21 protein-coding genes and 1 other annotated feature are annotated in these 22553 nt (G+C 37.9%); of the genes, 20 read left to right on the forward strand and 1 reads right to left on the reverse strand.

Annotation, left to right across the window (positions count from 1 at the left end; genetic code table 11):
* Window positions 1-8: 8 nt before the first annotated feature.
* Genes ACSV5T_RS01355 through ACSV5T_RS01370 form a run of 4 tightly spaced genes read left to right on the forward strand, consistent with a single transcriptional unit; the run spans window position 9 to window position 3422 of the window.
* Entirely contained in the window at window positions 9-1055 is a 1047-nt protein-coding gene (locus tag ACSV5T_RS01355; RefSeq protein WP_438320062.1) for a SufB/SufD family protein, read from the forward strand.
* Between the two features lie 12 nt (window positions 1056-1067).
* Window positions 1068-2297, forward strand: coding sequence for a SufS family cysteine desulfurase (locus tag ACSV5T_RS01360; protein WP_438320063.1), 1230 nt, complete (start codon window positions 1068-1070; stop codon window positions 2295-2297).
* 14 nt (window positions 2298-2311) lie between these two features.
* Window positions 2312-2737, forward strand: a complete 426-nt coding sequence (sufU, locus tag ACSV5T_RS01365; RefSeq protein WP_438320064.1) for a Fe-S cluster assembly sulfur transfer protein SufU — start codon at window positions 2312-2314, stop codon at window positions 2735-2737.
* A gap of 1 nt (window position 2738) precedes the next feature.
* On the forward strand, window positions 2739-3422 hold the full coding sequence (locus ACSV5T_RS01370) for an HAD hydrolase-like protein (protein ID WP_295781764.1): 684 nt from the start codon (window positions 2739-2741) through the stop codon (window positions 3420-3422).
* Between the two features lie 103 nt (window positions 3423-3525).
* On the opposite strand, the gene ACSV5T_RS01375 is transcribed toward ACSV5T_RS01370, so the two are convergent.
* Window positions 3526-4032, reverse strand: a complete 507-nt coding sequence (locus tag ACSV5T_RS01375) for an S-adenosylmethionine decarboxylase family protein (protein ID WP_005386379.1) — start codon at window positions 4030-4032, stop codon at window positions 3526-3528.
* Between the two features lie 214 nt (window positions 4033-4246).
* On the opposite strand from ACSV5T_RS01375, the gene ACSV5T_RS01380 reads away from it, so the two are divergent.
* The 16 genes from ACSV5T_RS01380 to rnr all read left to right on the forward strand — a co-directional run bounded on the left by ACSV5T_RS01380 (window position 4247) and on the right by rnr (window position 22553).
* On the forward strand, window positions 4247-4726 hold the full coding sequence (locus ACSV5T_RS01380) for a CtsR family transcriptional regulator (protein WP_024065767.1): 480 nt from the start codon (window positions 4247-4249) through the stop codon (window positions 4724-4726).
* A 48-nt stretch (window positions 4727-4774) separates the two neighbouring features.
* The gene (locus ACSV5T_RS01385; RefSeq protein ID WP_438320065.1) at window positions 4775-5272 is read left to right on the forward strand and encodes a UvrB/UvrC motif-containing protein; all 498 of its coding nucleotides are present in this window, start codon (window positions 4775-4777) and stop codon (window positions 5270-5272) included.
* 12 nt (window positions 5273-5284) lie between these two features.
* Window positions 5285-6346 carry a protein arginine kinase gene (locus ACSV5T_RS01390; protein ID WP_438320066.1) on the forward strand — a complete coding sequence of 354 codons (1062 nt, stop codon included), beginning with the start codon at window positions 5285-5287 and terminating at the stop codon, window positions 6344-6346.
* Between the two features lie 220 nt (window positions 6347-6566).
* On the forward strand, window positions 6567-9014 hold the full coding sequence (locus ACSV5T_RS01395; RefSeq protein WP_438320067.1) for an ATP-dependent Clp protease ATP-binding subunit: 2448 nt from the start codon (window positions 6567-6569) through the stop codon (window positions 9012-9014).
* A gap of 170 nt (window positions 9015-9184) precedes the next feature.
* Window positions 9185-10558 (forward strand): DNA repair protein RadA, encoded by a 1374-nt coding sequence (gene radA / locus ACSV5T_RS01400; protein WP_024065771.1) that lies wholly within the window; start codon window positions 9185-9187, stop codon window positions 10556-10558.
* A 15-nt stretch (window positions 10559-10573) separates the two neighbouring features.
* A complete protein-coding gene (locus ACSV5T_RS01405; protein WP_178884862.1) occupies window positions 10574-11725 on the forward strand; it encodes a PIN/TRAM domain-containing protein in 1152 nt (383 codons plus the stop codon).
* Window positions 11709-12884: a 2-C-methyl-D-erythritol 4-phosphate cytidylyltransferase gene (ispD, locus tag ACSV5T_RS01410; protein WP_438320068.1), complete on the forward strand. Its 1176-nt coding sequence runs from the start codon at window positions 11709-11711 to the stop codon at window positions 12882-12884. Before ACSV5T_RS01405 ends, ispD begins: the two co-directional genes overlap by 17 nt.
* Before the next feature lie 2 nt (window positions 12885-12886).
* Window positions 12887-14356, forward strand: coding sequence for a glutamate--tRNA ligase (gene gltX / locus ACSV5T_RS01415; protein ID WP_438320069.1), 1470 nt, complete (start codon window positions 12887-12889; stop codon window positions 14354-14356).
* 133 nt (window positions 14357-14489) lie between these two features.
* Window positions 14490-15443 carry a bile acid:sodium symporter family protein gene (locus tag ACSV5T_RS01420; RefSeq protein WP_257846481.1) on the forward strand — a complete coding sequence of 318 codons (954 nt, stop codon included), beginning with the start codon at window positions 14490-14492 and terminating at the stop codon, window positions 15441-15443.
* Window positions 15444-15685: 242 nt separating this feature from the next.
* Window positions 15686-15891 (forward strand) — a binding site (T-box leader).
* Window positions 15892-15940: 49 nt separating this feature from the next.
* A complete protein-coding gene (cysS, locus tag ACSV5T_RS01425) occupies window positions 15941-17389 on the forward strand; it encodes a cysteine--tRNA ligase (RefSeq protein ID WP_438320070.1) in 1449 nt (482 codons plus the stop codon).
* Window positions 17379-17855: a Mini-ribonuclease 3 gene (locus ACSV5T_RS01430; protein ID WP_296007162.1), complete on the forward strand. Its 477-nt coding sequence runs from the start codon at window positions 17379-17381 to the stop codon at window positions 17853-17855. The genes cysS and ACSV5T_RS01430 overlap by 11 nt, the downstream gene beginning before the upstream one ends.
* A 1-nt stretch (window position 17856) precedes the next feature.
* Window positions 17857-18588 carry a 23S rRNA (guanosine(2251)-2'-O)-methyltransferase RlmB gene (gene rlmB, locus ACSV5T_RS01435; RefSeq protein WP_119206442.1) on the forward strand — a complete coding sequence of 244 codons (732 nt, stop codon included), beginning with the start codon at window positions 17857-17859 and terminating at the stop codon, window positions 18586-18588.
* A gap of 2 nt (window positions 18589-18590) precedes the next feature.
* A complete protein-coding gene (locus ACSV5T_RS01440; protein ID WP_004697429.1) occupies window positions 18591-19124 on the forward strand; it encodes an NYN domain-containing protein in 534 nt (177 codons plus the stop codon).
* A 72-nt stretch (window positions 19125-19196) separates the two neighbouring features.
* Window positions 19197-19871: an RNA polymerase sporulation sigma factor SigH gene (sigH, locus tag ACSV5T_RS01445; RefSeq protein ID WP_156718950.1), complete on the forward strand. Its 675-nt coding sequence runs from the start codon at window positions 19197-19199 to the stop codon at window positions 19869-19871.
* Window positions 19872-19876: 5 nt separating this feature from the next.
* Window positions 19877-20113 carry a preprotein translocase subunit SecG gene (gene secG, locus ACSV5T_RS01450; RefSeq protein ID WP_004695991.1) on the forward strand — a complete coding sequence of 79 codons (237 nt, stop codon included), beginning with the start codon at window positions 19877-19879 and terminating at the stop codon, window positions 20111-20113.
* A gap of 55 nt (window positions 20114-20168) precedes the next feature.
* The gene (gene rnr / locus ACSV5T_RS01455; RefSeq protein ID WP_438320073.1) at window positions 20169-22553 is read left to right on the forward strand and encodes a ribonuclease R; all 2385 of its coding nucleotides are present in this window, start codon (window positions 20169-20171) and stop codon (window positions 22551-22553) included.

A 22553-nucleotide genomic window follows, 5' to 3' on the forward strand; every position in this document is an offset into this window, starting at 1 on the left:
GAGGAATTATGAGCGAATTACTATTAAATGAACTCCCTAGACCGACATTCAGATGGTTACGCGTTAATCATACTGTAAGCTCTCTAGCTGGAGAAGATGCAGCGGTACAATCCATCGCTGTAGAAGCGAATAAAAATATACTTTCACCATTACCTGCTGGTGCAGCATTGCTAGATGGTAATTATGAAGGGGCTAATAAAGAAGCTGTTCAACTATTAGTGGAAAAAGCAGAAGGCTATGCCATCAATGTACCTGCTAAGGCGAAAGAAGTAGTAGGTATCCGCATTGATGCTAATGCTCGTGTGGCAAACCGTTTCCAATTTATCGTTGGAGAAGGTGCTGAATTAGAAGTACAATTCTATGTAACTGGTTCTGGCGATGCATTGACAAATGTTAGCTATTTAAACGAATACGATGTTAAAGAAGCTGGTAAAGTTGTAGTGAAAAAGGTAAATCTTTTACCTGAACATGTACAACATATCGAGCATCGATACACTAAATTAGAAGATAAAGCAGATGTAGAATACATCAATATTGAAATTGGTGGTAGTGAAAACATCTTGAATTACTATCACGATTTAGTAGGTCAAGAATCTCGTATGATTCATGATATTGCTTATCTTGGTAATAAAGAGCAAAAATTTGATATTTCTATGGTTATGAGTCATGGTGGCAAAAAGTCCTACAGTGATATTCATACCTTAGGTGCTCTTAGTGGTAATTCTAAAAAATCCTTCCGTGGTACTCTTGATTTCCTTCATGGTGCAACTGCAGCTGAAGGCGCGGAAGAAGATACTTGCTTGTTGTTAGACCCTACTGTAAAATCTATTTCTTTGCCACTATTATTGTGTAAAGAAGATAATGTAGTTGGTAACCATGCAGCAAGTGCAGGCCAAATTGATCATAATAAATTGTTCTATATCATGAGCCGTGGCTTTAGTGAAGTAGAAGCAAAACATATCATTGTTGAATCTATGATTCGACCTATTATTGATCGCATTGGTGATGAAACGATTGAAGAAGCAGCATTAGTAGCTGTACGTAATAAAATTTAAAGAGGCGTTTTTATGAGACCAATTGCAGAAGCATACAAAGACTTTCCTATATTACATAAAGAGCATAATGGGCACCGCGTTATCTATTTAGATAGCGGTGCTACTGCACAAATTCCACAGTCCGTAATTGACCGTGTTGTGGAACATATGACACAACGTAATGGTAATCCACATCGTGGTTCTCATATTTTGGCTATCGAAGCATCTGAAGACTATGAAAATGCACGGGATCGCGTAGTTGAATTTATCAATGCTCGCGAACGTGAAGAAGTCGTGTTTACACGTAATAGTACGGAATCTATGAACTTGATTGCCCATAGCTATGGTCTTCATAATGTGAAAAAAGGTGACAAGATTGTCATTACTGTTGCTGAGCATCATGCAAATCTTGTAACATGGCAATATGTGGCAGAACAAACTGGGGCAACTTTAGAATACATGTACCTTGATGAACATGGGCATTTAAAAGATGGTGAAATCAATAAAATTGATGAAAATACTAAAATCGTCGCTTTTGCTCATGTTAGTAACGTGCTTGGTATGGAATTCCCAGTAAAAGAATTAACTGAAAAGGCTCACTCTGTAGGCGCTATTGTTGTTCTAGATGGTGCTCAATCTACACCTCATAAAAAAATCGACGTTCAAGCATTAGATTGCGATTTCTTCGTATTCTCTGGCCATAAAATGTGTGCATCCCAAGGTATTGGTGTACTATATGGTAAACGTGAACTATTAGAAGCTATGCCTCCATTCCTATTGGGTGGTGACATGATTGAATATGTAAAAGAGCAAACTGCTACATTCAATGAGCTTCCATATAAATTCGAAGCTGGTACTCCAAATGCTGATGGTGCCGTTTCCTTGCATGCAGCTATTGATTATTTAGAATCCTTTGGCATGGATGCTATTGAAGCCTATGAAGAGGAACTTGTAGCATATATTCTTCCTAAGATTGTTGAATTGCCACATGTTCACGTAATTGGCTCTCAAAATCCTAAGGAAAAACACGGCGTAATTGCATTTACAGTAGATGATGTACATCCTCATGATGTAGCTACAATTTTGGATTCTAAGGGCATTTGTGTTCGTTCCGGTCACCACTGTGCACAACCATTAGGTGCATTCTACAACGTATCTGCATCCACTCGTCTAAGTATGTACTTATATACTCGTAAGGAAGATTTAGATGCTTTCCTTGAAGTATTAAAGACAGTTCGTTCAGTAATGGGTTTTAAAGATTAGGAGATTTACCATCAATGGAAATGGATCAATTATATACGGAACTTATTTTGGAACATAACCAAGATAAGCGTAATAAACATGAATTAGCTCATTTTACAAATTCTGAGCATGGCCATAACCCAAGTTGTGGTGATGACCTAACATTGCAACTCAATGTGGAAAATGGCATTATTAAAGATGCTGCATACACAGGTTCTGGTTGTGCTATCAGCCAAGCATCTGCATCTATGATGATTGATATCATCAAGGGCAAATCCGTTGAGGAAGCTCTTCGTTTGGTAGAAATTTTCTTAGGTATGATCAAAAAAGAGATTACCGATGAAAATGAGTTAGAAGAATTAGAAGATGCTATGGCATTACAAAATATTTCTAACATGCCAGCACGTGTTAAATGTGCAGTTCTTGCATGGCATACATTGAAAGAGGCTTTAAAGAAATAATATGAAGAAGACTATATTATTTGATTTAGATGGAACTTTAACGGATTCTCAAGAAGGCATTCTTAAAAGCATTAAATTTGCATTGGAACATTTCGGTTACGATGTACCTGATGAAGAAACATTACAATTATTCTTAGGACCACCATTGGTAGATGCGTTCCAAGAACATTGTGGTATGACCTTTGAGCAAGCGGAAGAAACATACTTTAAATTCCGTGAACGGTATGGTACCATCGGTAAATTTGAAAATAAAGTATATCCAAATATTGTAGATTTATTAGCTAAATGTAAAACTGAACAATATACTATAGCTGTAGCGACTGCAAAACCAGAACATTATGCTAAAGATATTCTAGACCACTTTGAATTGACACCATACTTTGATGTCATTGTAGGTGCCAATTATGAGGCTGGTTTATTGCATAAGAAAGAGATTCTTGAAAAGGCTCTTACCCTTTGTGGTAACCCATTGACCGATGACAATGGTCGTCGCTTGGCATTTATGGTTGGTGATCGCAAGTATGATGTAGAGGCAGCTAATGAACTTGGCTGTATCTCTATCGGTGTTACTTATGGTTATGGTACAGAAGCTGAACTAAAAGAAGCTGATGCAGAATACATTTGTGATGATGTTGATGAAATTGCTGATGTTCTTGACCTTGAAGAAATGATGGTTCGTAGATAAGCTATTATAAATAAAATATCAACTTTAAAAGGCTAGAGGAATTTCCTCTAGCCTTTTGGCATCTATCTAAAAAAGGACTAACCTATAGGTTAGTCCTTTTGTGTTATTTTTTTAGGCCGCTTTTTTTAGCTAATGTTTTGATAACCTTAGCACTTTGTTTTTTCAACTTGCCGCCTGTTTGTTTGAGTTGGATACGTGTGCGAGAGACACGACCAAGTGTAGTGATTTTAGTTTTGCGACGTGGTTTCATATCACGTTCGTTACCAAAGTCGCCACGTTGTACACTTGTTGCTTTTACCTTTTCAGCTCTGAAAGATTTACGTAACGCTTTCATAATCAATGTAAGCGGTAAGGATTGCTCAAAAGAATACAAATCAACAGCCACATAACCTAGAGCAGGATACGTGTGCAATGTAAAGTGAAAGCCTGGTGCAACAGATAGGAGGGCGATCTCCTCGTCCATAACTTGACAACTGATTTCATCAACATCAAGGTCAGCTAAATCAAATGCGGTTGCTACACTTTCTTGTACAGCTGTAGCGGATGAGATTGCATCTTCATCGCAGGAATATAAATCAATTAAAAGTTCTTGTCCTAATGCTTCTGCCATAACAACACCTTCTTTCATAAAAATATATCTCATTTATTATACCTATAATTTAAGATTAAGTCCAATTATAGGGGGATGTATTAAAAGGTCAAATGTATAGTATAGAAATTTGACCTTTATATTGACTAAAGTCAAAAAGTCAAATATAATAGATATATGTAAAAAGCAAATAGTCAAAATATATATTAAATAAAATGTTAAAGAGGTGTTTTTTATGAGTATGATAGCTGATAAAATAGAAAAGTTTATATTGGATCGTATGCGTGAAGAACAAGAGAAATTAATTTTAAAGCGTAACGAATTAGCTGATGAGTTAGATTGTGCACCTTCGCAAATTAGTTATGTTTTAAGTACGCGATTTTCCAATGAGCGTGGCTTTGATGTTGAATCAAGACGTGGATTAGGTGGATATATTCGAATCACAAAATTAAATCCAGAAAGTTCTGATTCTCTACCAGCTGTAACAACCTATCGTATTTATGAAGGTCAAAATACAGTAGATCGTTTAATTGATATAAAAGATGTAGACCAATCATTATTTCAATTACTACAAGCAGAAAAAATTACTCGTCGTGAGGCTCAATTGATGCATAATTCTTTTGCTACATTGATTGAAAATACGGATATTGAACATCGAAATAATGCAATTCGTGAGCTATACGCAACAATGGTGGATACACTACGGAAGGAGTGATGATCAGTGATATGTGATCATTGCCATAAAAATGAAGCTACTATCCATATGACAAATATTATAAATAATCAGAAAACGGAACAACATCTGTGCAATACTTGTGCTACAGCACTACAACAAGAGGGAAAATTATCTCCCTATAGTTCCTTTATGAATGATATGTGGGATGATAGCTTCTTTACCAATGATTTCTTTAAGAATATGGTCTATCCTGATAGTTTATTAAAATCACATCAGTCTAAACGTTGCCCTCAATGTGGTATTACTTATGATGAGTTTAACCGCGTAGGCAAGTTTGGTTGTGATACATGTTATGAAACCTTTGCTAGTGAAATAAGACCGTTATTACAACGATTACAAGGTAGTTCTGAATATGAAGGAACTGTTCCTAGCCATGGTCATAATGTATTTAAAGCCAAGTATGAACTAAAGCGATTGCGTCATCAATTAGACTCAGCAATTCAAGAAGAGAACTTCGAGGATGCAGCCATTTTAAGAGATAAAATAAAAGAATTGGAAGCCATCATTGGTGGCGATAAAGAGTAGGAGGTTCTTATTATGTTAGATACTATATTAGACTCTCCTTTAAGCCCATGGCTACAACACGATACGGATGCAACCGATCATATTGTCATATCTAGTCGAATCCGATTAGCACGCAATTTTGATGGAATATTGTTTACAAATCGTAATGATAAGTCATCTTTAGAAAAAGTAAATACTATTTCTAGAGGCTTGCTTCAACCTTTAAAAGAAGCAGATGGACATCAATACTCCAATATCAATCTTGAGCAATTAAGTGAGCGTGAACGCGCCATATTAGTCGAAAAACATTTGATGAGTCCTGCCTTAGAGGAGAAGCTCCCATATCGCAATTTAGTAATATCTGATGATGCATCTATTGTGATTATGGTGAATGAAGAAGATCACTTGCGAATTCAATCTATGGTCTCTGGATTGCGATTACATGAAGCTTATGAACATGCTCAAAAAATAGATAAGGCAATTGAAGCAAAATATCCATATGCTTTTGATGAACGGTTTGGTTATTTAACGGCTTGTCCTACTAATGTAGGCACAGGTTTGAGGGCATCTGTAATGTTACATTTGCCAGCATTGACCATATCGGGACGAATTACACGGCTTATTCGTAGCATCATTCAATTAGGCTATTCTGTACGCGGATTATATGGGGAAGGCTCCGAAGCGTTAGGAAATATTTACCAAATTTCTAATCAACGTACTATGGGTGTCAGTGAAGAGGATACTATCGAGCAATTGACGAAGATTGTAGAAGGTATTATTGCAGAAGAGCGAAAATCTCGACAATCCTTATTGCATAATGATAAAGAAGGTTTAGAAGATGTATTATGGCGCTCATATGGTGTTTTACAATATGCGCGTCGGGTAAATGGTAAAGAGGCCTTAACAAAGCTTAGCGATATCCAATTAGGCGTTGACTTAGAGATTTTACCTTCTTGGGGTAAGGATTCATTTAATGAGTTAATCGCCATAACTAGACCTAATTTTCTTTCTAAATATGCAGGAAATGATGATCTATCAGATATCGAGCGTGATAGCTATCGGGCGAAGGTAATCCGCCAAAAGCTTTCACATTAATATAAATTTACAAAAACTAAATTCACATATAATCATTTTATAACTATGTATTGAGAATTGAGGGCTCTACTCCGACTTGGTTAGAGTAAATAAGATAAATTCAAGTTGACTATAAATTTGTTTGTTTAGTTAATAGCTATTCCAATGGTATAGTCTACCATTGTTTACATATATTTGAAGAGAAATAATTACAATTTACATAGATAGATGAGGTGATATTATGATGCAACGATTTACAGATGATGCACAGCGTGTCCTTTCCTTTGCTCAAGAAGCAGCGCTGGAACTAGGACATGACTATGTAGGCACTGAACATGTACTCATCGGCCTTACAAAGGTTAAAAATGGTGTTGCCGCTAAGGCTTTAGAAGAGCTTGGTATTGTTACAGAAGATGTTTTTGAAGCTGTAGAAGAACAAGTTGGTCGCGGCAATAAAAAAGCAACCTCCATATATATGACACCTCGCGTTAAGCATGTACTTGAGTTAGCTATTCAAGTTGCTAATCGCATGAATCATAATTACGTTGGTACTGAGCATATTCTCTTAGGATTACTCAGCGACGGTGGTGGCGTTGCAGTTGGAATTCTACGGGCTATGAATATTCGTACCGACGATATAGTAGAAGCGATTCGTCACATCCTTGGCTCTAATACAAATGGCAATGATAATGGGCAAGAGGGTGTGAGTCATAATGGTGACCTAGGTGATTTAACTGATTTCGCAACGGACCTAAATGAGTCTGCAAAACAAGGTAAAATTGATCCTGTCATTGGTCGTGATACAGAAATTCAACGTGTTATCCAAATTCTTAGCCGTAGAACTAAAAATAACCCAGTTCTTATCGGTGAACCTGGTGTAGGTAAGACGGCTATTGCTGAAGGATTGGCGCAACGCATCGTCAATGGCAATGTGCCAGAAATTTTGCGCAACAAACGCATTATTTCTCTTAGTATTAGCTCTATGCTAGCTGGTGCAAAATACCGTGGTGAATTTGAAGAACGCTTGAAAAAAGCAATCGATGAAGTGCAAGAACATGATGATATGATTATCTTCATTGATGAAATTCATACATTGGTCGGCGCAGGAGCTACTGAAGGTGCAATGGATGCGGCAAACATTTTAAAACCAGCTTTGGCACGCGGTGAATTCCAAGTGATTGGCGCTACGACACTTGATGAATACAAAAAGCATATTGAAAAAGATGCTGCCTTAGAGCGTCGTTTCCAACCTATTCAAGTAGGGGAACCTAATGAAGAGGATGCTCTTGAAATCTTGATGGGGTTGCGAGATCGCTATGAGGCTTTCCATAAGGCTAAAATTACTGATGAGGCATTAAAAGCTGCTGTTACCTTATCTAGTCGATATATTACAGATCGATTTTTGCCTGATAAGGCTATCGATGTGGTTGATGAAGCTGCATCTAAGGTGCGTATGAAAGTCTTTTCTGCAGCGCCAGATGTTAAGGCTTTGGAAGACCGACTCAATACGGTAAAGAAGGAAAAGGAAGCTGCTGTTACATCTCAAGATTTTGAAAAAGCAGCTAAGCTTCGTGATGAAGAGCAAGCTCTCGTTAAAGAGATTGACGATAAAAAAGCTGTAGCTAAAGAGGAAAGTGATCAAAAACTAATAGTTACAGAAGAAGATATTGCTGCAGTAGTAGCTCAGTGGACGGGTATTCCGGTGGCTAAAATAGCAGAAGAAGAATCTGAAACCTTGCTTCATTTAGAAGATGAGCTACATAAACGCGTTATCGGTCAAGATGATGCTGTTACAGCTGTAGCGAAAGCTGTGCGCCGTGCAAGGGCTGGATTAAAGGATCCAAAACGTCCTATTGGTTCATTCTTATTCCTTGGACCAACAGGGGTTGGTAAAACTGAATTAGCAAGAGCTCTTGCATCCTCCTTGTTCGGCGATGAATCTGCTATGATTCGACTTGATATGTCTGAATATATGGAAAAGCATACTGTTTCTCGTCTAGTTGGGGCTCCTCCTGGATATGTAGGATATGAAGAGGGCGGTCAACTTACTGATGCAGTTCGTCGTAAACCATATAGCGTTATTTTACTTGATGAAGTAGAAAAGGCTCATGCAGATTTCTTTAATATCCTATTGCAAGTACTTGATGATGGTCGACTTACAGATAGTCAAGGTAGAACCGTAGACTTTAGAAATACGGTTATCATTATGACTAGTAATTTAGGAGCTAAAGCATTACATAAGAACTCTACAGAACTAGGCTTCTTAGCACCAAAAAAAGCTGAATCTACTGCTAAAGATGCTAAAAGTATTGATTTTAAAGAGGCTAAAAAGTCTGTTATGGATGCAGTCAAAAGTCATTTCAGACCAGAGTTTTTGAATCGTATTGATGAGATGATAGTATTCCATCCGTTAACTGAAGAGGACTTAACAAAAATTGTGACTATTTTGATGAGTGATGTAACAAAACGTCTTGGAGAACGTGATTTGCACTTAGAAATTACACCTGAGGCTATGAAATTACTTGTTAAAGAAGGTTCAGATTTTACTATGGGTGCTCGTCCTTTAAAACGTGCTATTCAACGTTTAATTGAGGACCCTGTATCCGATCTTATTTTGAAAGGTGAGGCGATAGCAGGTAAAACAATTAAAGCAGATGCAAAGGATAACGATATTGTTGTAACGGTTTAATATAAATACAAAAATATATAGTTAATGACTACCTTTCATATAAATTATATGGCTTAAATGGTATACTATAGAATAGTGATAGTTAACCATGTAGTAAAATTATGCATAAAAGGTCATGAATGGTTATCATTCATGACCTTTTTTATCTTTTATAACAGTTTTGAGGTAATATGGCAAAAGCAAAATCAGTATTCTTCTGTCAAAATTGTGGGGCTGAATCCTCTAAGTGGATGGGCCGTTGTCCACAATGTGGCGAATGGAATACATTAGTTGAAGAGATTATTAAAGAAACTAAACATAGCCGCACACCTTCACGAGGTGTGGGAAACCAAACAACAAAACCAACTGCTTTACCGGATATTGAAATTTCCTCCATTGCTCGTGTATCTACAACCTTTGGTGAAATTGATCGTGTATTAGGTGGAGGTATAGTACCTGGTGCTTTAATGCTATTAGGTGGCGATCCAGGCATCGGTAAATCTACATTATTACTACAGGTTTCCCAAAAGGTAGCCGATACTGTTGGTACGGTTCTCTATGCATCTGGTGAGGAGTCTCAATTACAGCTTAAACTTCGAGCAGAACGACTTCATATTAATAGTGAACGTTTACAAGTGATTGCCGATACAGATTTAGATCATATTTTAGAGCAAGCTGATGCAATGACGCCATCTTTACTTGTTATTGACTCTATACAGACCATGTATACCGGTGATATTGATGCTGCTCCAGGCAGTGTAAGCCAAGTGCGAGAATGTACATCTCGACTCCTTCGATTCTGTAAAGAACGCAATATTCCAACAGTAATCATTGGACACGTTACTAAGGAAGGTAATATTGCGGGGCCCCGTATGTTAGAACACATGGTGGATGTGGTACTTTATTTTGAAGGTGAACGGTCTTACCAATTCCGTATTTTGCGCTCCATTAAGAATCGCTTTGGATCCACATCTGAAACAGGTATCTTTGCCATGGTTGAGGAAGGTCTGCAGGAGCTCTCTAATCCTTCTGCTTCGTTGTTGGCAGAACGGTCTGATGAGGAAAGCGGCAGTGCCGTTATGATTTACCTTGAAGGGGTTCGTCCTATTCTTGTAGAGGTGCAAAGCCTTGTTGTTACAACTGCTTTTGGGATGCCACGACGGACTGCCATAGGTTATGATTTAAATCGTCTAATTGTGCTATTAGCAGTACTAGAAAAACGCTGTGGTTTTACATTAGGTAATAAGGACGTGTACGTTAACGTTATTGGTGGTCTCAAGGTGAACGAACCAGCTTGTGACTTGTCCATGGCTGTTGCTATCGTATCTAATTTAAAAAATCGCATCGTTCCTACTGATATGGTCATTTTAGGTGAGGTTGGGTTAACTGGTAATGTTCGTAGCATTCCACGTATTGAACAGCGTATTAATGAAGCTAAAAAATTAGGCTTTAAAAAGTTTATTATTCCTGAAGGCAATTATAAGCAGATCAAGGATAATGATAGTTCTATCAAGATTAGAGGCGTTAAATCTATTCAAGAAGCAATGCAACTGGTATTTTCTTAATTAGGAGGTGATTTGATGATTTATCGGATATTGCGCTATGTAATAGCCATTCTCGTAGGTACAGCGGCCTATGTTGGAATGGATAGCTTAGCACCTATTATCGACCCATATTTGGTCTCTCAATTCGAGTCCTTTGGGGATATGTCATTGACCATTGCACGTATTTCAGTATTAATTCTTGGTACTTTAATTGGCGTTATTATTGGTTATTTAATTTCTTCATTCATTTTAAAACAAGGTTTAGTGATTGCTAAACGATTAGAACGTATTCTCACTCATATTCCAAATCAAGAATTGATTGCAGGCACCATCGGTTTATTATTCGGTCTTATTATTGCAAATTTAATTGGTGTTGCATTCAATCAAGTACCTATTATAGGACCTTACATTCCTATTATATTGAGTGCTATCTTTGGATATAGTGGCCTTAAAATCATGGCTCGTAAAGGTCCTGAAATGTACAATAATTATGTACAGCAATGGGGCGGAGATGGAAGTAAAAAAACAAGTCGTTTTAAAATGTTCTCTACTCATAAATCTGATAAAGCTTCTAGTACGCCAAAATTATTAGATACTTCTGTTATTATTGATGGACGTATTAAGGAACTATGTAATACAGGTTTTATTGAAGGCCCTCTCATGGTTCCACTCTTTGTATTGAATGAGTTACAAATTATTTCTGACTCTGCAGATTCTACAAAGCGCAATCGTGGTCGCCGTGGTCTCGATATTTTGAAAGAAATGCAAGATGCCAATAAGGTAGCCATTGAAGTGGTAGAAGATGACTATGATGATCTTACAGAAGTTGACTCTAAATTGATGCGCCTCGCTTTAGATAAACAATGGAAGTTGATGACTAACGATTTTAACTTAAATAAGGTTGCTCGTGTACAAGGTATTGAAGTACTCAATCTTAATGAGCTAGCCAATGTACTTAAACCAGCCCTCATTGCAGGCGAATGGATTCGCGTGCAAATTATGAAAGAAGGCAAGGAGGTACATCAAGGCGTTGCGTATCTTGATGATGGTACAATGATTGTTGTGGAAGATGGTAAACCTTATGTGGGCCAAACCGTAGAGGTTATGGTTACATCCATATTACAAACGAGTGCAGGTCGCATGATCTTTGCTCGTGTAGATGGAGGACAAAATGGACAAGGTAATTAGTTGTATTGTTCTCGCCGCTGGTGCCGGGCGCCGTATGGGATATAAAGAAAATAAGATATTTATCCCTTTAGGGAGATTCTCTATCATTCAGCGTACACTACAAAATGTAGCAAAGGTTGAAGGTTTGAATGAGATTATTCTTGTTGTAGCCGATGGTGAACAAGAGTTTATGACAAAACATATTCAAGAGTTAGATTTAACTGTTCCAGTTCACATCGTACTGGGTGGAAAAGAACGGCAAGATTCTGTAGCATGTGGACTCAAGGCTGTATCAGAGGATACTAATATAGTTCTTGTTCATGATGGGGCGCGACCTTTAGCTTCTACTAAGCTGTTTAGTGATGTAGCTGAGGCGGCTAATATCCATGGTGCAGCTACTGTAGGTGTTCCGGCTACGGATACCATTAAACGGGTTAATACAGATCATAATGTTTTGGAAACATTACATCGTAGTGAGTTATATCAAATTCAAACGCCACAAGGCTTTCAAAAAGACTTGTTTGTAGAGGCTCATCAAGCGGCTTATGAAACAAAGTATCTTGGCACAGATGATGTATCTTTAGTAGAGTATATAGGAAAGCCTGTACATATAGTTGAAGGAGACTATTGTAATATAAAGGTAACAACACCGAATGATATTGCAGTAGCTAAACGATATTTAGGAATTGAGGATACACGTATGCGCGTTGGATTTGGTTATGATATTCATCAATTAAAAGCAGGTCGCCCTTGTATTCTTGGCGGTGTTCGTATCGAATCTGAACTTGGTCCTGATGGTCATTCCGATGCGGATGTTCTCATTCATGCATTGATGGATGCCATGCTAGGTGCTGCAGGTTTACGAGATATTGGATATTATTTCCCGCCTGAAGATGACCAGTATAAAGGGATTTCTAGCATGCTTTTACTAGAAAAGGTTAATTCCTTATTGAAAGAACGTGGGTTACAAGCCTATAATATAGATATTATGGTTATTTCAGAGACACCTAAGTTAAAGCCGCACATCGATACGATGAAGGCGAATTTACAATCTGTTTTAGAAATACCATTAGAACGTATTAGTATTAAAGCGACAACAAACGAAATGCTAGGTGCTATTGGGCGCCGTGAAGGCATTGCTGCACAAGCTGTCGTTTCTGTATATGAAGGAGAGGTATAATCATGAGTTCCATGAAAGTTCGTTTTGCTCCAAGCCCTACGGGTCCATTCCATATTGGTGGTGCTCGTTCTGCTTTGTTTAACTGGCTATTAGCACGTAAGGAAAAAGGCACATTTGTATTGCGTATTGAAGATACGGATTTGGCTCGTTCCACACGTGAAAGTGAAGAAAATATCAAAGCTTCCTTACAATGGCTTGGCATGAACTGGGATGAAGGTATTGATGTAGGTGGCGACAATGGCCCTTACCGTCAAACAGAACGTCTCGATTTATATAAAGAAGTAACACAACGCTTATTAGACGAAGGCAAAGCTTATGAGTGCTACTGCACACCAGAAGAATTAGATGCTGTTCGTCAAGAACAAATGGAGCGTGGCGAAACACCTAAATATAATGGTCATTGCCAACACTTAGACGAAGAAACTAAGGCTAAATATATTGCAGAAGGTCGTAAACCAACAATTCGCTTACGCGTTCCTTTGAATAAAACATATGCATTCGACGATATGGTACGTGGCCATGTATCTTTTGAGTCCAACGGTGTAGGTGACTTTGTTATCGTTAAATCCGATGGTATTCCTGTATATAACTTTGCGGTAGTAATGGACGATCATATGATGGGTATTACTCACGTTATTCGTGCAGAGGAACATTTATCTAATACACCACGTCAAATGGCTATTTATGAAGCTTTAGGTTGGGAAGTACCTAAGTTTGGCCACATTTCCTTGATTCTTGGTAAAGATTACAAGAAAATGTCCAAACGTCATGGTGCTACTTCTGTTGAACAATACAAACAATTAGGCTACTTGCCAGAAGCACTTGTAAACTTCTTAGCGCTTCTAGGTTGGGCTCCAGAAGGGGAAGAGGAGTTCTTTACACAAGATGAATTGATTCAAGCCTTCTCTATGGATCGCGTAGCTAAGAACCCTGCCGTATTCGACATTGATAAATTGAACCATATCAACTTCCACTACATGAAAAACTTGAGCGATGAAGAGTTATTCCATCTTTGCTTACCTCATTTGAAAGAGGTTGGTTTGGCTCCAGATAGCTTAAATCAAGCGGATATTGATTGGTTGACATTGTTATGCTCCACATTCCGCGATCATATTAGCTATGGTGCGCAAATTAAGGATCATGTAGGCATGTTCATGGGCGAAACAGTATTCCTTGAAGAAGGTCATGAAGAGGAATTGCGTGCTGTATTGAATGAAGAAACAGCGCCAACAGTTCTAGGTGCATTCCGTAATGCATTGGCAGAACTTGATGAAATTACACCTGACGTTGTAAAAGCAACGATTAAAGCTGTTATGAAAGAAACTGCTTTGAAGGGGAAATTCGTATTCATGCCAATCCGTGTGGCTTTAACAGGTCAAATGCATGGTCCAGATTTGAATAATATCGTTACATTACTTGGTAAAGAAAAATGCTTACATCGCTTAGACAATGTTAGCGCTTTAACAAAATAGTAATAGAAGCTAATTTAAAAGCTCTCATAGCTGAGGTTATGAGAGCTTTTTTATGTATATTGAGATTATTCAATAGAAATGCTATAATAATCGGCGTCTTTTATTTTTATTTATTATGAAAGTGAGTGCTTTTATGAGTATTATTCGTTCTCTTAACCACTTGTTCAATAGCTACCTTTCATGGATCGTGCTATTGATGGCAGTGCTAGCGTATTTATTACCAACTGTATTTTCTTGGATGACGCCGTACATTGCGTACATGCTTCAATTTGTTATGTTTGCCATGGGGTTAACATTAACAGCGCAAGTATTCCTTGATGTATTTAAGCAACCAATGAAGGTTATTCTTGTATCTGTTATCCAATTCTTATGGATGCCATTGGCAGGTTTCTTAGTGGCCCTTATCTTTAATTTCCCGCCAGAAATTGGTATCGGCTTCATCTTATTAGGTGCTTGCCCTGGTGGTACAGCTTCTAATGTTATGACATTCCTTGCTAATGGTAATGTTCCTTTATCTGTATCTGCAACGACTGTATCTACATTATTGGCTCCGATTTTGACACCTTTATTCGTTGTACTCTATGCAGGTGCTACATCTTCCATTGAAATTCAATTCATGCCGATGTTTATTTCTATCGTAAAAATCGTATTGGTACCAATTATCTTAGGTATCGTATTGAATTATTTCATCGGTTCTAAGATTGAACCTGTTAAATCTGTATGTCCTACAATTGCGGCTATTGCAGTATTGTTAATCTTGGCTGCTGTAACTGCAGTAAACCAAAAACAAATTGCTGAAACTGGTTTCATCATTTTCGTAGCTTGCTTGGTACAAAATGTGAGTGGTTACGTAGTAACGTACTTCATTTGTAAGGCCCTTAGCATCGATATTTCTTCCCGTCGTGCTATGCAAATTGAAGTGGCAATGCAAAACTCTGCATTATCCGTATCTTTAGCACTTAAACACTTTACACCTCAAGCAGCAGTAGCAGGTGCAGTGTTCTCTATCATCCATAACTTTACAGGCTCTATCTTTGCAGGTATTTGCCGTAAACATGATGATCAAGAAAAATTAGAAAACGCTTAATAGTTAATAACTAATGTTTCAATTATTATTTGTAAGTATACTTTTATAAATGATATTGGCATTAGTGATAAGCGTAGTAAAATATTTTCATTATAGAATTCCTCATCTTTTAAATTCTATATCCAGAATATGCATGTTTAATAGGCTAATTGGATATATTGAGAGATGAGGATTTTCTTGTTCTCATTGACATTCTATAGGATAATTGATACAATATTTACATATCTGAATATAGATGATTACTAATAGCTAAGACTGAAAGAAGTACTCTACAACTAACTTTTTAGCGAGAACCGATGGTGGGAGGGTTCAAGGATAGGTAGACGAAATGCATTCACGAGCTGACACTCCGATTATAGGTAGGTTTGTCCGGTGACGCGCCGTTATGCGATGAGTGGGTACTATATTGGTGCCTAACAGAGTGGAACCGCGGACCATCGTCTCTGTATGAGATGAGGGGTCTTTTTTATTTTACGAACATGGAGGCATCGGTAACGATGAGAGAAATTACAGTTTATAATACTATGACGCGCCAAAAAGAGGTGTTTAATCCTGTAACACCAGGTGAGGCAAAGATGTACGTATGTGGTGTTACACCATATAATCATCCTCATATTGGCAATGCACGTCCATTCGTAACATGGGACGTAATTCGTCGCTACATGAAACATGTAGGCTATAAAGTAACATATGTACAAAACTTTACTGATGTAGATGATAAGATTATCAATACATCTAATGGTGAAGGTGTATCTTGGGATACTATTGCAAACCGTTATATCGATAGCTATTTTGAAGTAATGGATGCACTTGGTGTACAACGTGCTGATATTTATCCTCGTGTTTCTACACATATCGAAGACATTATTGCTATGATTTCTACATTGATTGAAAAAGGCTATGCTTATGAACTCGATGGCGATGTATATTATAGCGTTGATAAATTTGAACATTATGGTGAGTTATCTGGCCGTACATTAGATGATATGGAAGCAGGTGCTCGTATCGAAGTTGATGGCCGTAAGAAAAACCCTATGGATTTTGCATTATGGAAAGCAGCAAAACCAGGTGAACCATATTGGGAAAGCCCTTGGGGAAATGGTCGTCCAGGCTGGCATATTGAATGTTCTGCTATGAGCCAAAAATATTTAGGTACAGAATTTGACTTCCATGGTGGTGGTAGTGATTTGATCTTCCCTCATCATGAAAACGAAATTGCCCAATCTGAAGGTTGTTCTGGTCAACATCCATCTGTACGCTATTGGTTACACAATGGTTTCATTACCATTAATTCTGAAAAAATGTCTAAATCCTTGAATAACTTCTTCTTGGTAAAAGATATTTTGGAACAATATAGCCCAGACGCATTGCGCTACTTCTTGTTGAGCACACATTATCGTAGTCCATTAGATTTCTCTGATGAACGTTTAGAAGAAGCAAATAAATCCTTAGAACGTTTAAGCACTGCTATTGAAAATCTATTGTATCTTGAAAAATGTGAAGCAGGTCCATGTGATGAAGCGCAACACTTATTAGAAAAAGCTAAAGAATATGAAGAAGAATTTGAAGCAGCTATGAGCGATGACTTCAATACTGCGTTAGCTACATCTAGCATGTTCGGTCTTGCTAAAGAGATCAACATTTACTATCAAACTGTAACAGGTCGTGAAGGTGTTGTTTGCCAAGAAGCAATCACTGAAGTAAAACGTATCTTCAAGTTCATGACAGAAGTAATTGGTATTCTTGAAAAAGCATGGGAAGGCAACACAGGTGCTAACGCTGCTGAATACGAAGAATTAATGCAAGTGATCTTGTCTGTACGTCAAGCGTGCCGCGAACAAAAACAATGGGCATTAGCTGATTGCATCCGCGATCGTTTGGCTGAAATCGGTATTACTATTGAGGATTCCCCTCAAGGTGCACGGTGGAAAAAACGTGAAGTTTAAACAATTTCAATTCTTAAAGAATGAAGCGATAAAAAAGTTGACGGCTCTTGAACAAGAGCCGCTTCGTTTGCGTAAACGAACTATAGAGGAGTGCCTCAGTGCAGATGCAGTAATGCTTGCCTATATTGGCGATGCCGTATACTCCATGTATGTTCGTGAACGAGTAGTACAAATGAATATATCCAAGGTACAAGTGTTGCACACAATTGTTACTGAGTTTATTTGTGCTAAGTCACAAGCGAAGGTATTGCTTGAAATAGAGGATACTTTTACAGAACAAGAACAAGCTATTGCAAGACGTGCTAGAAATAGTAATGTAAATGTGCCTAAAAGTAGTTCTGTTCAAGAGTATCGTAGTAGTACAGCTTTTGAAGCAGTACTTGGATTTCTTTATGAAACGCGTCAAGATGAGCGCTTACAAGATATTATGAAGCAAGCCTTTTCAATAACTCTACGAGGTATGTAGTATGGATAATTATATTGTAGGTCGCAATGCGGTTAAAGAGGCCCTTAAAAGTGGTCGTTCCATCCAGCGCATTATGGTCAGTGAAGATAAGGTTAAAACAGGTCTAGCTGATATTGTTGGCCTTGCTAAATCTCAAGGCATTGAAGTGCGTCCAACGCCTATCAAACAAATGAATAAATATGATTTAGAGGTACCACACCAAGGTGTTATTGCTCTTGTTTCTGCTGTTCAATTTAAGGAACTCGGTGAAGTATTACAAGAGACGAATCATGAGGTACCTTTGCTTATTTTGACGGATGGCGTTGAAGATCCACATAATATGGGTGCTATCATCCGTACTGCGGAATGTGTAGGGGCTACGGCTGTACTCATTCCTAAGCGTCACAATGCACCTATTAATGCTACCGTAGCTAAAACATCAGCAGGTGCTATTGAACAAATTCCACTCGTGCAAGTTGGGAATGTAGCTCAAACTATTAAACAACTTCAAAAACAAGGTTTCTGGGTTATGGGCGCTCATATGGAAGGTGATCGCACTTTATACGAGGCGGATATGACAATTCCTACAGTTATCGTTATAGGTAACGAAGGAAAGGGGATTAGCCGCGTTGTGAAAGAGGCTTGTGACTTCCTTGTTACCATTCCTATGTATGGGAATTTAAATTCTTTGAATGCATCTGTGGCGGCAGCAGTTCTTATGTATGAGGCTGTACGTCAACGACAAGCGAAATAATTATGCTAAAAGATATCTTAATTGTAGATGGATATAATGTGATATTCGCCTGGACTCATCTAAAGAAACTCGCCCATGAGTCATTAGAACATGCCCGTATGGAGCTTCGAGATAGACTGTTAAACTACGGAAAATTCAAGGGATATGAAGTTATCCTTGTATTTGATGGTAAATATACAAAATCTGGAGGCTCTGTAGAGGCTATTACGAGCGGATTTCTCGAAGTGTATACTGAGGATGGAGAGACGGCGGATTCCTTTATTGAACGAGAGGTATTTTTGCGGAAAGGCAAATATACTAATGTATATGTTGTAACCTCTGATGGAGCTGAACAAAATCAAATTCTTGGATCTGGAGGCTTGCGCATTCCAGCTCGAGAATTACAAAATATGATTCGCATAGCTAAGGAAGAGGAACGACTACAATACGCTCATGAACATAGACGAGATCAATTTAGCTTGCGACGTAATGAAGTAGGAGGGTTATTATCTCCTGAAGTAGCTGAAAAGCTAGAGAAATTACGGCGTGGCCATTGATAGTTGAAAATCACATATAGTTCCAGTATAATGAATATATTGGTTTTTCTGCTCAATTGTAAGGAGGAGCATATGAACACAATTCATACACGCAAGCCCGATTACAATTTCAAAGAAATGACCGATGAGCAAGTTGTGGTCATAGCTCAAGAAGAGCAAAATGAGTTTGCAATCGATTATATTGTTAATAAATATAAAAACTTTGTTCGTGCAAAGGCGCGTTCTTACTTTTTAGTAGGCGCAGATCGTGAAGATATCATTCAAGAAGGGATGATTGGTCTTTATAAGGCTACGCGGGATTTTAAACATGATAAATTAGCGTCCTTTAGAGCTTTTGCGGAGCTTTGTATAACTAGACAGATTATTACGGCTATTAAGTCGGCTACTAGACAAAAACATGCACCTTTAAATTCCTATGTATCTTTAAATAAGCCAGTTTATACAGAGGAATCAGAGCGTACATTGATCGAGATGCTATCTTCAGCAAAGGTTACCAATCCTGAGGACCTTATTATCAGCCAAGAGGAATTGGATGATATTGAGCGCAATATTGGTCATATTTTAAGTGAACTCGAGTGGGAGGTCTTGGAAGGATATCTAGACGGACGTTCTTATCAAGAAATGGCTGAGGTCACTGATCGCAGTGTCAAATCTATAGACAATGCGTTACAAAGGGTTAAACGTAAATTAGAGAAGTATTTAGAACATCGGATTTTGGACTCTCCAAGAGCCACACAGGAAGGATGACAGTCGTGACAAATTTTTTAATGATTGTAGAAGTAATCGTATCTATTTTATTAATCGTAGTAGTTGTTGCACAGAATAGCAAAAACGCAGGCATGGGCGGTGCTGTATCTGGTGCGGCGGACTCTTCTTTTGGTGGTAAGCAACGCGGTTTAGACGCTTTCTTATCTAAATGTACGATTATATTGGGGATTATCTTTGCTGTGTTGAGCTTAGTGTTAGGGGCAATGATTAATCAATTCTAATGATGAAAGCCTGCTTTGCAGGCTTTTTCTTTTTTCAGAATAAGGAGGTGAAGATTTGAAGAAGAAAGTATTAGACTTTTATAAATCTATACAACCACATGCATATCATATTGAAGATGCTGCTATGGATAATCACATCCGAGGTGGTAAGGATCTTGAGATGTTTATTCGTTCAGCAAAAATGCTTTCTCGAGAAGGAGTGCTAACATCTTCTCGACCTGATGTATATCAATATGCGGAACAACAACATGAAGAATATGAAGGTATTTATAAGGGCTATCGTAAGTCGTATGGCTTTGTGATTATGCCTGAAGATGAAGATATATATGTAGCAGAACAAAATAAAGGGACTGCTATGCACAATGATAAGGTTCGAGTTCGCGTTGTACCTTCTAACTATACAAAGCATAAACGAGAAGGCATTATCGTAGATGTTATTGAACGAGCTAATGAAACTGTAGTAGGTACCTATGATCGACAACAACACTTTGGCTTTGTTATCCCTGATGATGAGCGTATAGGGACCGATATCTTTGTAGATTTAAAAAATACATTAGATGCACGTAGTGGCGCAAAGGTACTAGTCAAAATTACAAAATGGCCGGAAGGTGATAAAAAGCCAGAAGGTATTATTACTGAAATTCTTGGCTATAAAGGTGATGTGGGGCTCGATATTAACTGCATCATGGCGAATCATAAGATTCCATTTAATTTCCCCGACGATGTCATTAAAGCTAGCAAAAAAATTGATACTGTGATTCATGAGGATCCTGATCGTTGGGACCTTCGTGATGTACAAATGGTTACGATCGATGGGGAAGACGCAAAGGATTTAGACGATGCTGTGAGTGGTCGTAAATTGCCAAATGGTAATTATGAATTAGGCGTACATATTGCAGATGTTAGTCATTATGTAACATCTGGGCAACCTATTGATAATGAGGCTTACAAACGTGGTACATCTGTATATTTAGTTGATAGAGTAGTACCGATGTTACCAGAGGTTTTATCCAATGGCATTTGTAGTTTAAATGCTCATGAAGACCGTTATGCTATGACGTGTATGATGGAAATAGATAAAGATGGTAAGGTTGTAAATTATCGTATTCGTCCATCTATTATCCATGTAGGACGTCGTTGTAGCTATAAAGAGGTCTATAAAGCATTAGAGGAAAATATTATTCCTCATGACTTACAAGACTTTATGCCTATGCTGCATGATTTGGCAGAAATCTCTAAGATTTTGAATCGAATGCGTCGTCGTAGAGGTGCATTGGACTTTGATTTTCCTGAGTACAAGGTATTACTTGATCATGATGGGACACCGTTGCGCATCGTAAAACGAGATCGTACCATGGCTGAACGACTTATCGAAGAATGTATGCTCATTGCCAATGAAACAGTGGCTACACATTTAGAGCATACACACCGTACATCGGTATATCGTATTCATGAGAATCCTAGTGAAGAAAAACTAGATTTATTCCAAAAGGTGCTTAATTATTTAGGTCAAAACTTAGTACTTAGTGCTGATGGTGTAACACCAAGAGATTTCCAAAAAATCTTAGATGTAGTAAAAGGGAAAGATATTGAGCAAGTAGCTCAAATTATGACCTTGCGTTCTATGCAACAGGCTAAATATAGCATCAACAATGTAGGGCATTTTGGGTTGGCATCTACATGTTACACCCATTTCACATCTCCTATTAGACGATATCCAGACTTAATGGTTCATCGCCTTCTAAAAGCTGATATGCATTGGAAAAATGGCTATTCTAAACGCGATGTGGACGAATCATTCTTAGCAGGAGCTGTTGAACATTCTTCTATGCAAGAACAAGTTGCTACAGAGGCTGAACGAGATACAGTAGATCTTAAAAAGACACAATATATGGTTCCATTTGTAGGAGAAGTCTTTGAAGGAACTATTTCTAGCATTACGTCCTTTGGGATGTTTGTAGAATTAGAAAATGGTATCGATGGCCTTGTGCATATGAGCATGATGAATGATGATTACTATTTCTTTGATGAAGAACATTTTGTGCTTGTAGGTAAGAGAACAGGTAAAACCTATCACTTAGGCGAAAAGGTAACTGTTACATTAGTAAAAGCCGATGTAGAAAAGAAACAGATCGACTTTGTACTAGGTGAAGTTAATAATCTAATGGCTATTCAAGAACAATTGCGAAGTGGTTCTGACTATGCAAGTAGTCGCGATGGTTTTGATGGTGGCAAAGGTCGTAAATCTTCGGGCAAAGGTCGTAAATCTTCGGGCAAATCTAGTAAAAAATCTTCCCGACGTGATAGCAGTAAATCTGGCCATTCTAGATATGATACTTTCAGTAAAAAATCTAACAAAGGTAAATCAAGTCGTAAGAAGTCTAATAAAACGACTAAGCGCAATCAATCTAAGAAATCTAAAAGTAAACGTAAACGATAG

The organism is Veillonella sp. ZSJB6, from assembly GCF_051549505.1.
GTDB lineage: Bacteria > Bacillota > Negativicutes > Veillonellales > Veillonellaceae > Veillonella.

Bases quoted from the DNA above. Each gene is read 5' to 3' on its own strand.
- ACSV5T_RS01360 (WP_438320063.1), top strand. From the start codon at position 1,068: ATGAGACCAATTGCAGAAGCATACAAAGACTTTCCTATATTACATAAA.
- sigH (WP_156718950.1), top strand. From the start codon at position 19,197: ATGAACACAATTCATACACGCAAGCCCGATTACAATTTCAAAGAAATG.
- cysS (WP_438320070.1), top strand. From the start codon at position 15,941: ATGAGAGAAATTACAGTTTATAATACTATGACGCGCCAAAAAGAGGTG.
- sufU (WP_438320064.1), top strand. From the start codon at position 2,312: ATGGAAATGGATCAATTATATACGGAACTTATTTTGGAACATAACCAA.
- gltX (WP_438320069.1), top strand. From the start codon at position 12,887: ATGAGTTCCATGAAAGTTCGTTTTGCTCCAAGCCCTACGGGTCCATTC.
- ACSV5T_RS01395 (WP_438320067.1), top strand. From the start codon at position 6,567: ATGATGCAACGATTTACAGATGATGCACAGCGTGTCCTTTCCTTTGCT.
- ACSV5T_RS01405 (WP_178884862.1), top strand. From the start codon at position 10,574: ATGATTTATCGGATATTGCGCTATGTAATAGCCATTCTCGTAGGTACA.
- radA (WP_024065771.1), top strand. From the start codon at position 9,185: ATGGCAAAAGCAAAATCAGTATTCTTCTGTCAAAATTGTGGGGCTGAA.
- ACSV5T_RS01370 (WP_295781764.1), top strand. From the start codon at position 2,739: ATGAAGAAGACTATATTATTTGATTTAGATGGAACTTTAACGGATTCT.
- ACSV5T_RS01390 (WP_438320066.1), top strand. From the start codon at position 5,285: ATGTTAGATACTATATTAGACTCTCCTTTAAGCCCATGGCTACAACAC.
- ACSV5T_RS01385 (WP_438320065.1), top strand. From the start codon at position 4,775: ATGACAAATATTATAAATAATCAGAAAACGGAACAACATCTGTGCAAT.
- ACSV5T_RS01440 (WP_004697429.1), top strand. From the start codon at position 18,591: ATGCTAAAAGATATCTTAATTGTAGATGGATATAATGTGATATTCGCC.
- ACSV5T_RS01375 (WP_005386379.1), bottom strand. From the start codon at position 4,032: ATGGCAGAAGCATTAGGACAAGAACTTTTAATTGATTTATATTCCTGC.
- rlmB (WP_119206442.1), top strand. From the start codon at position 17,857: ATGGATAATTATATTGTAGGTCGCAATGCGGTTAAAGAGGCCCTTAAA.
- ACSV5T_RS01420 (WP_257846481.1), top strand. From the start codon at position 14,490: ATGAGTATTATTCGTTCTCTTAACCACTTGTTCAATAGCTACCTTTCA.
- ispD (WP_438320068.1), top strand. From the start codon at position 11,709: ATGGACAAGGTAATTAGTTGTATTGTTCTCGCCGCTGGTGCCGGGCGC.
- ACSV5T_RS01380 (WP_024065767.1), top strand. From the start codon at position 4,247: ATGAGTATGATAGCTGATAAAATAGAAAAGTTTATATTGGATCGTATG.
- ACSV5T_RS01355 (WP_438320062.1), top strand. From the start codon at position 9: ATGAGCGAATTACTATTAAATGAACTCCCTAGACCGACATTCAGATGG.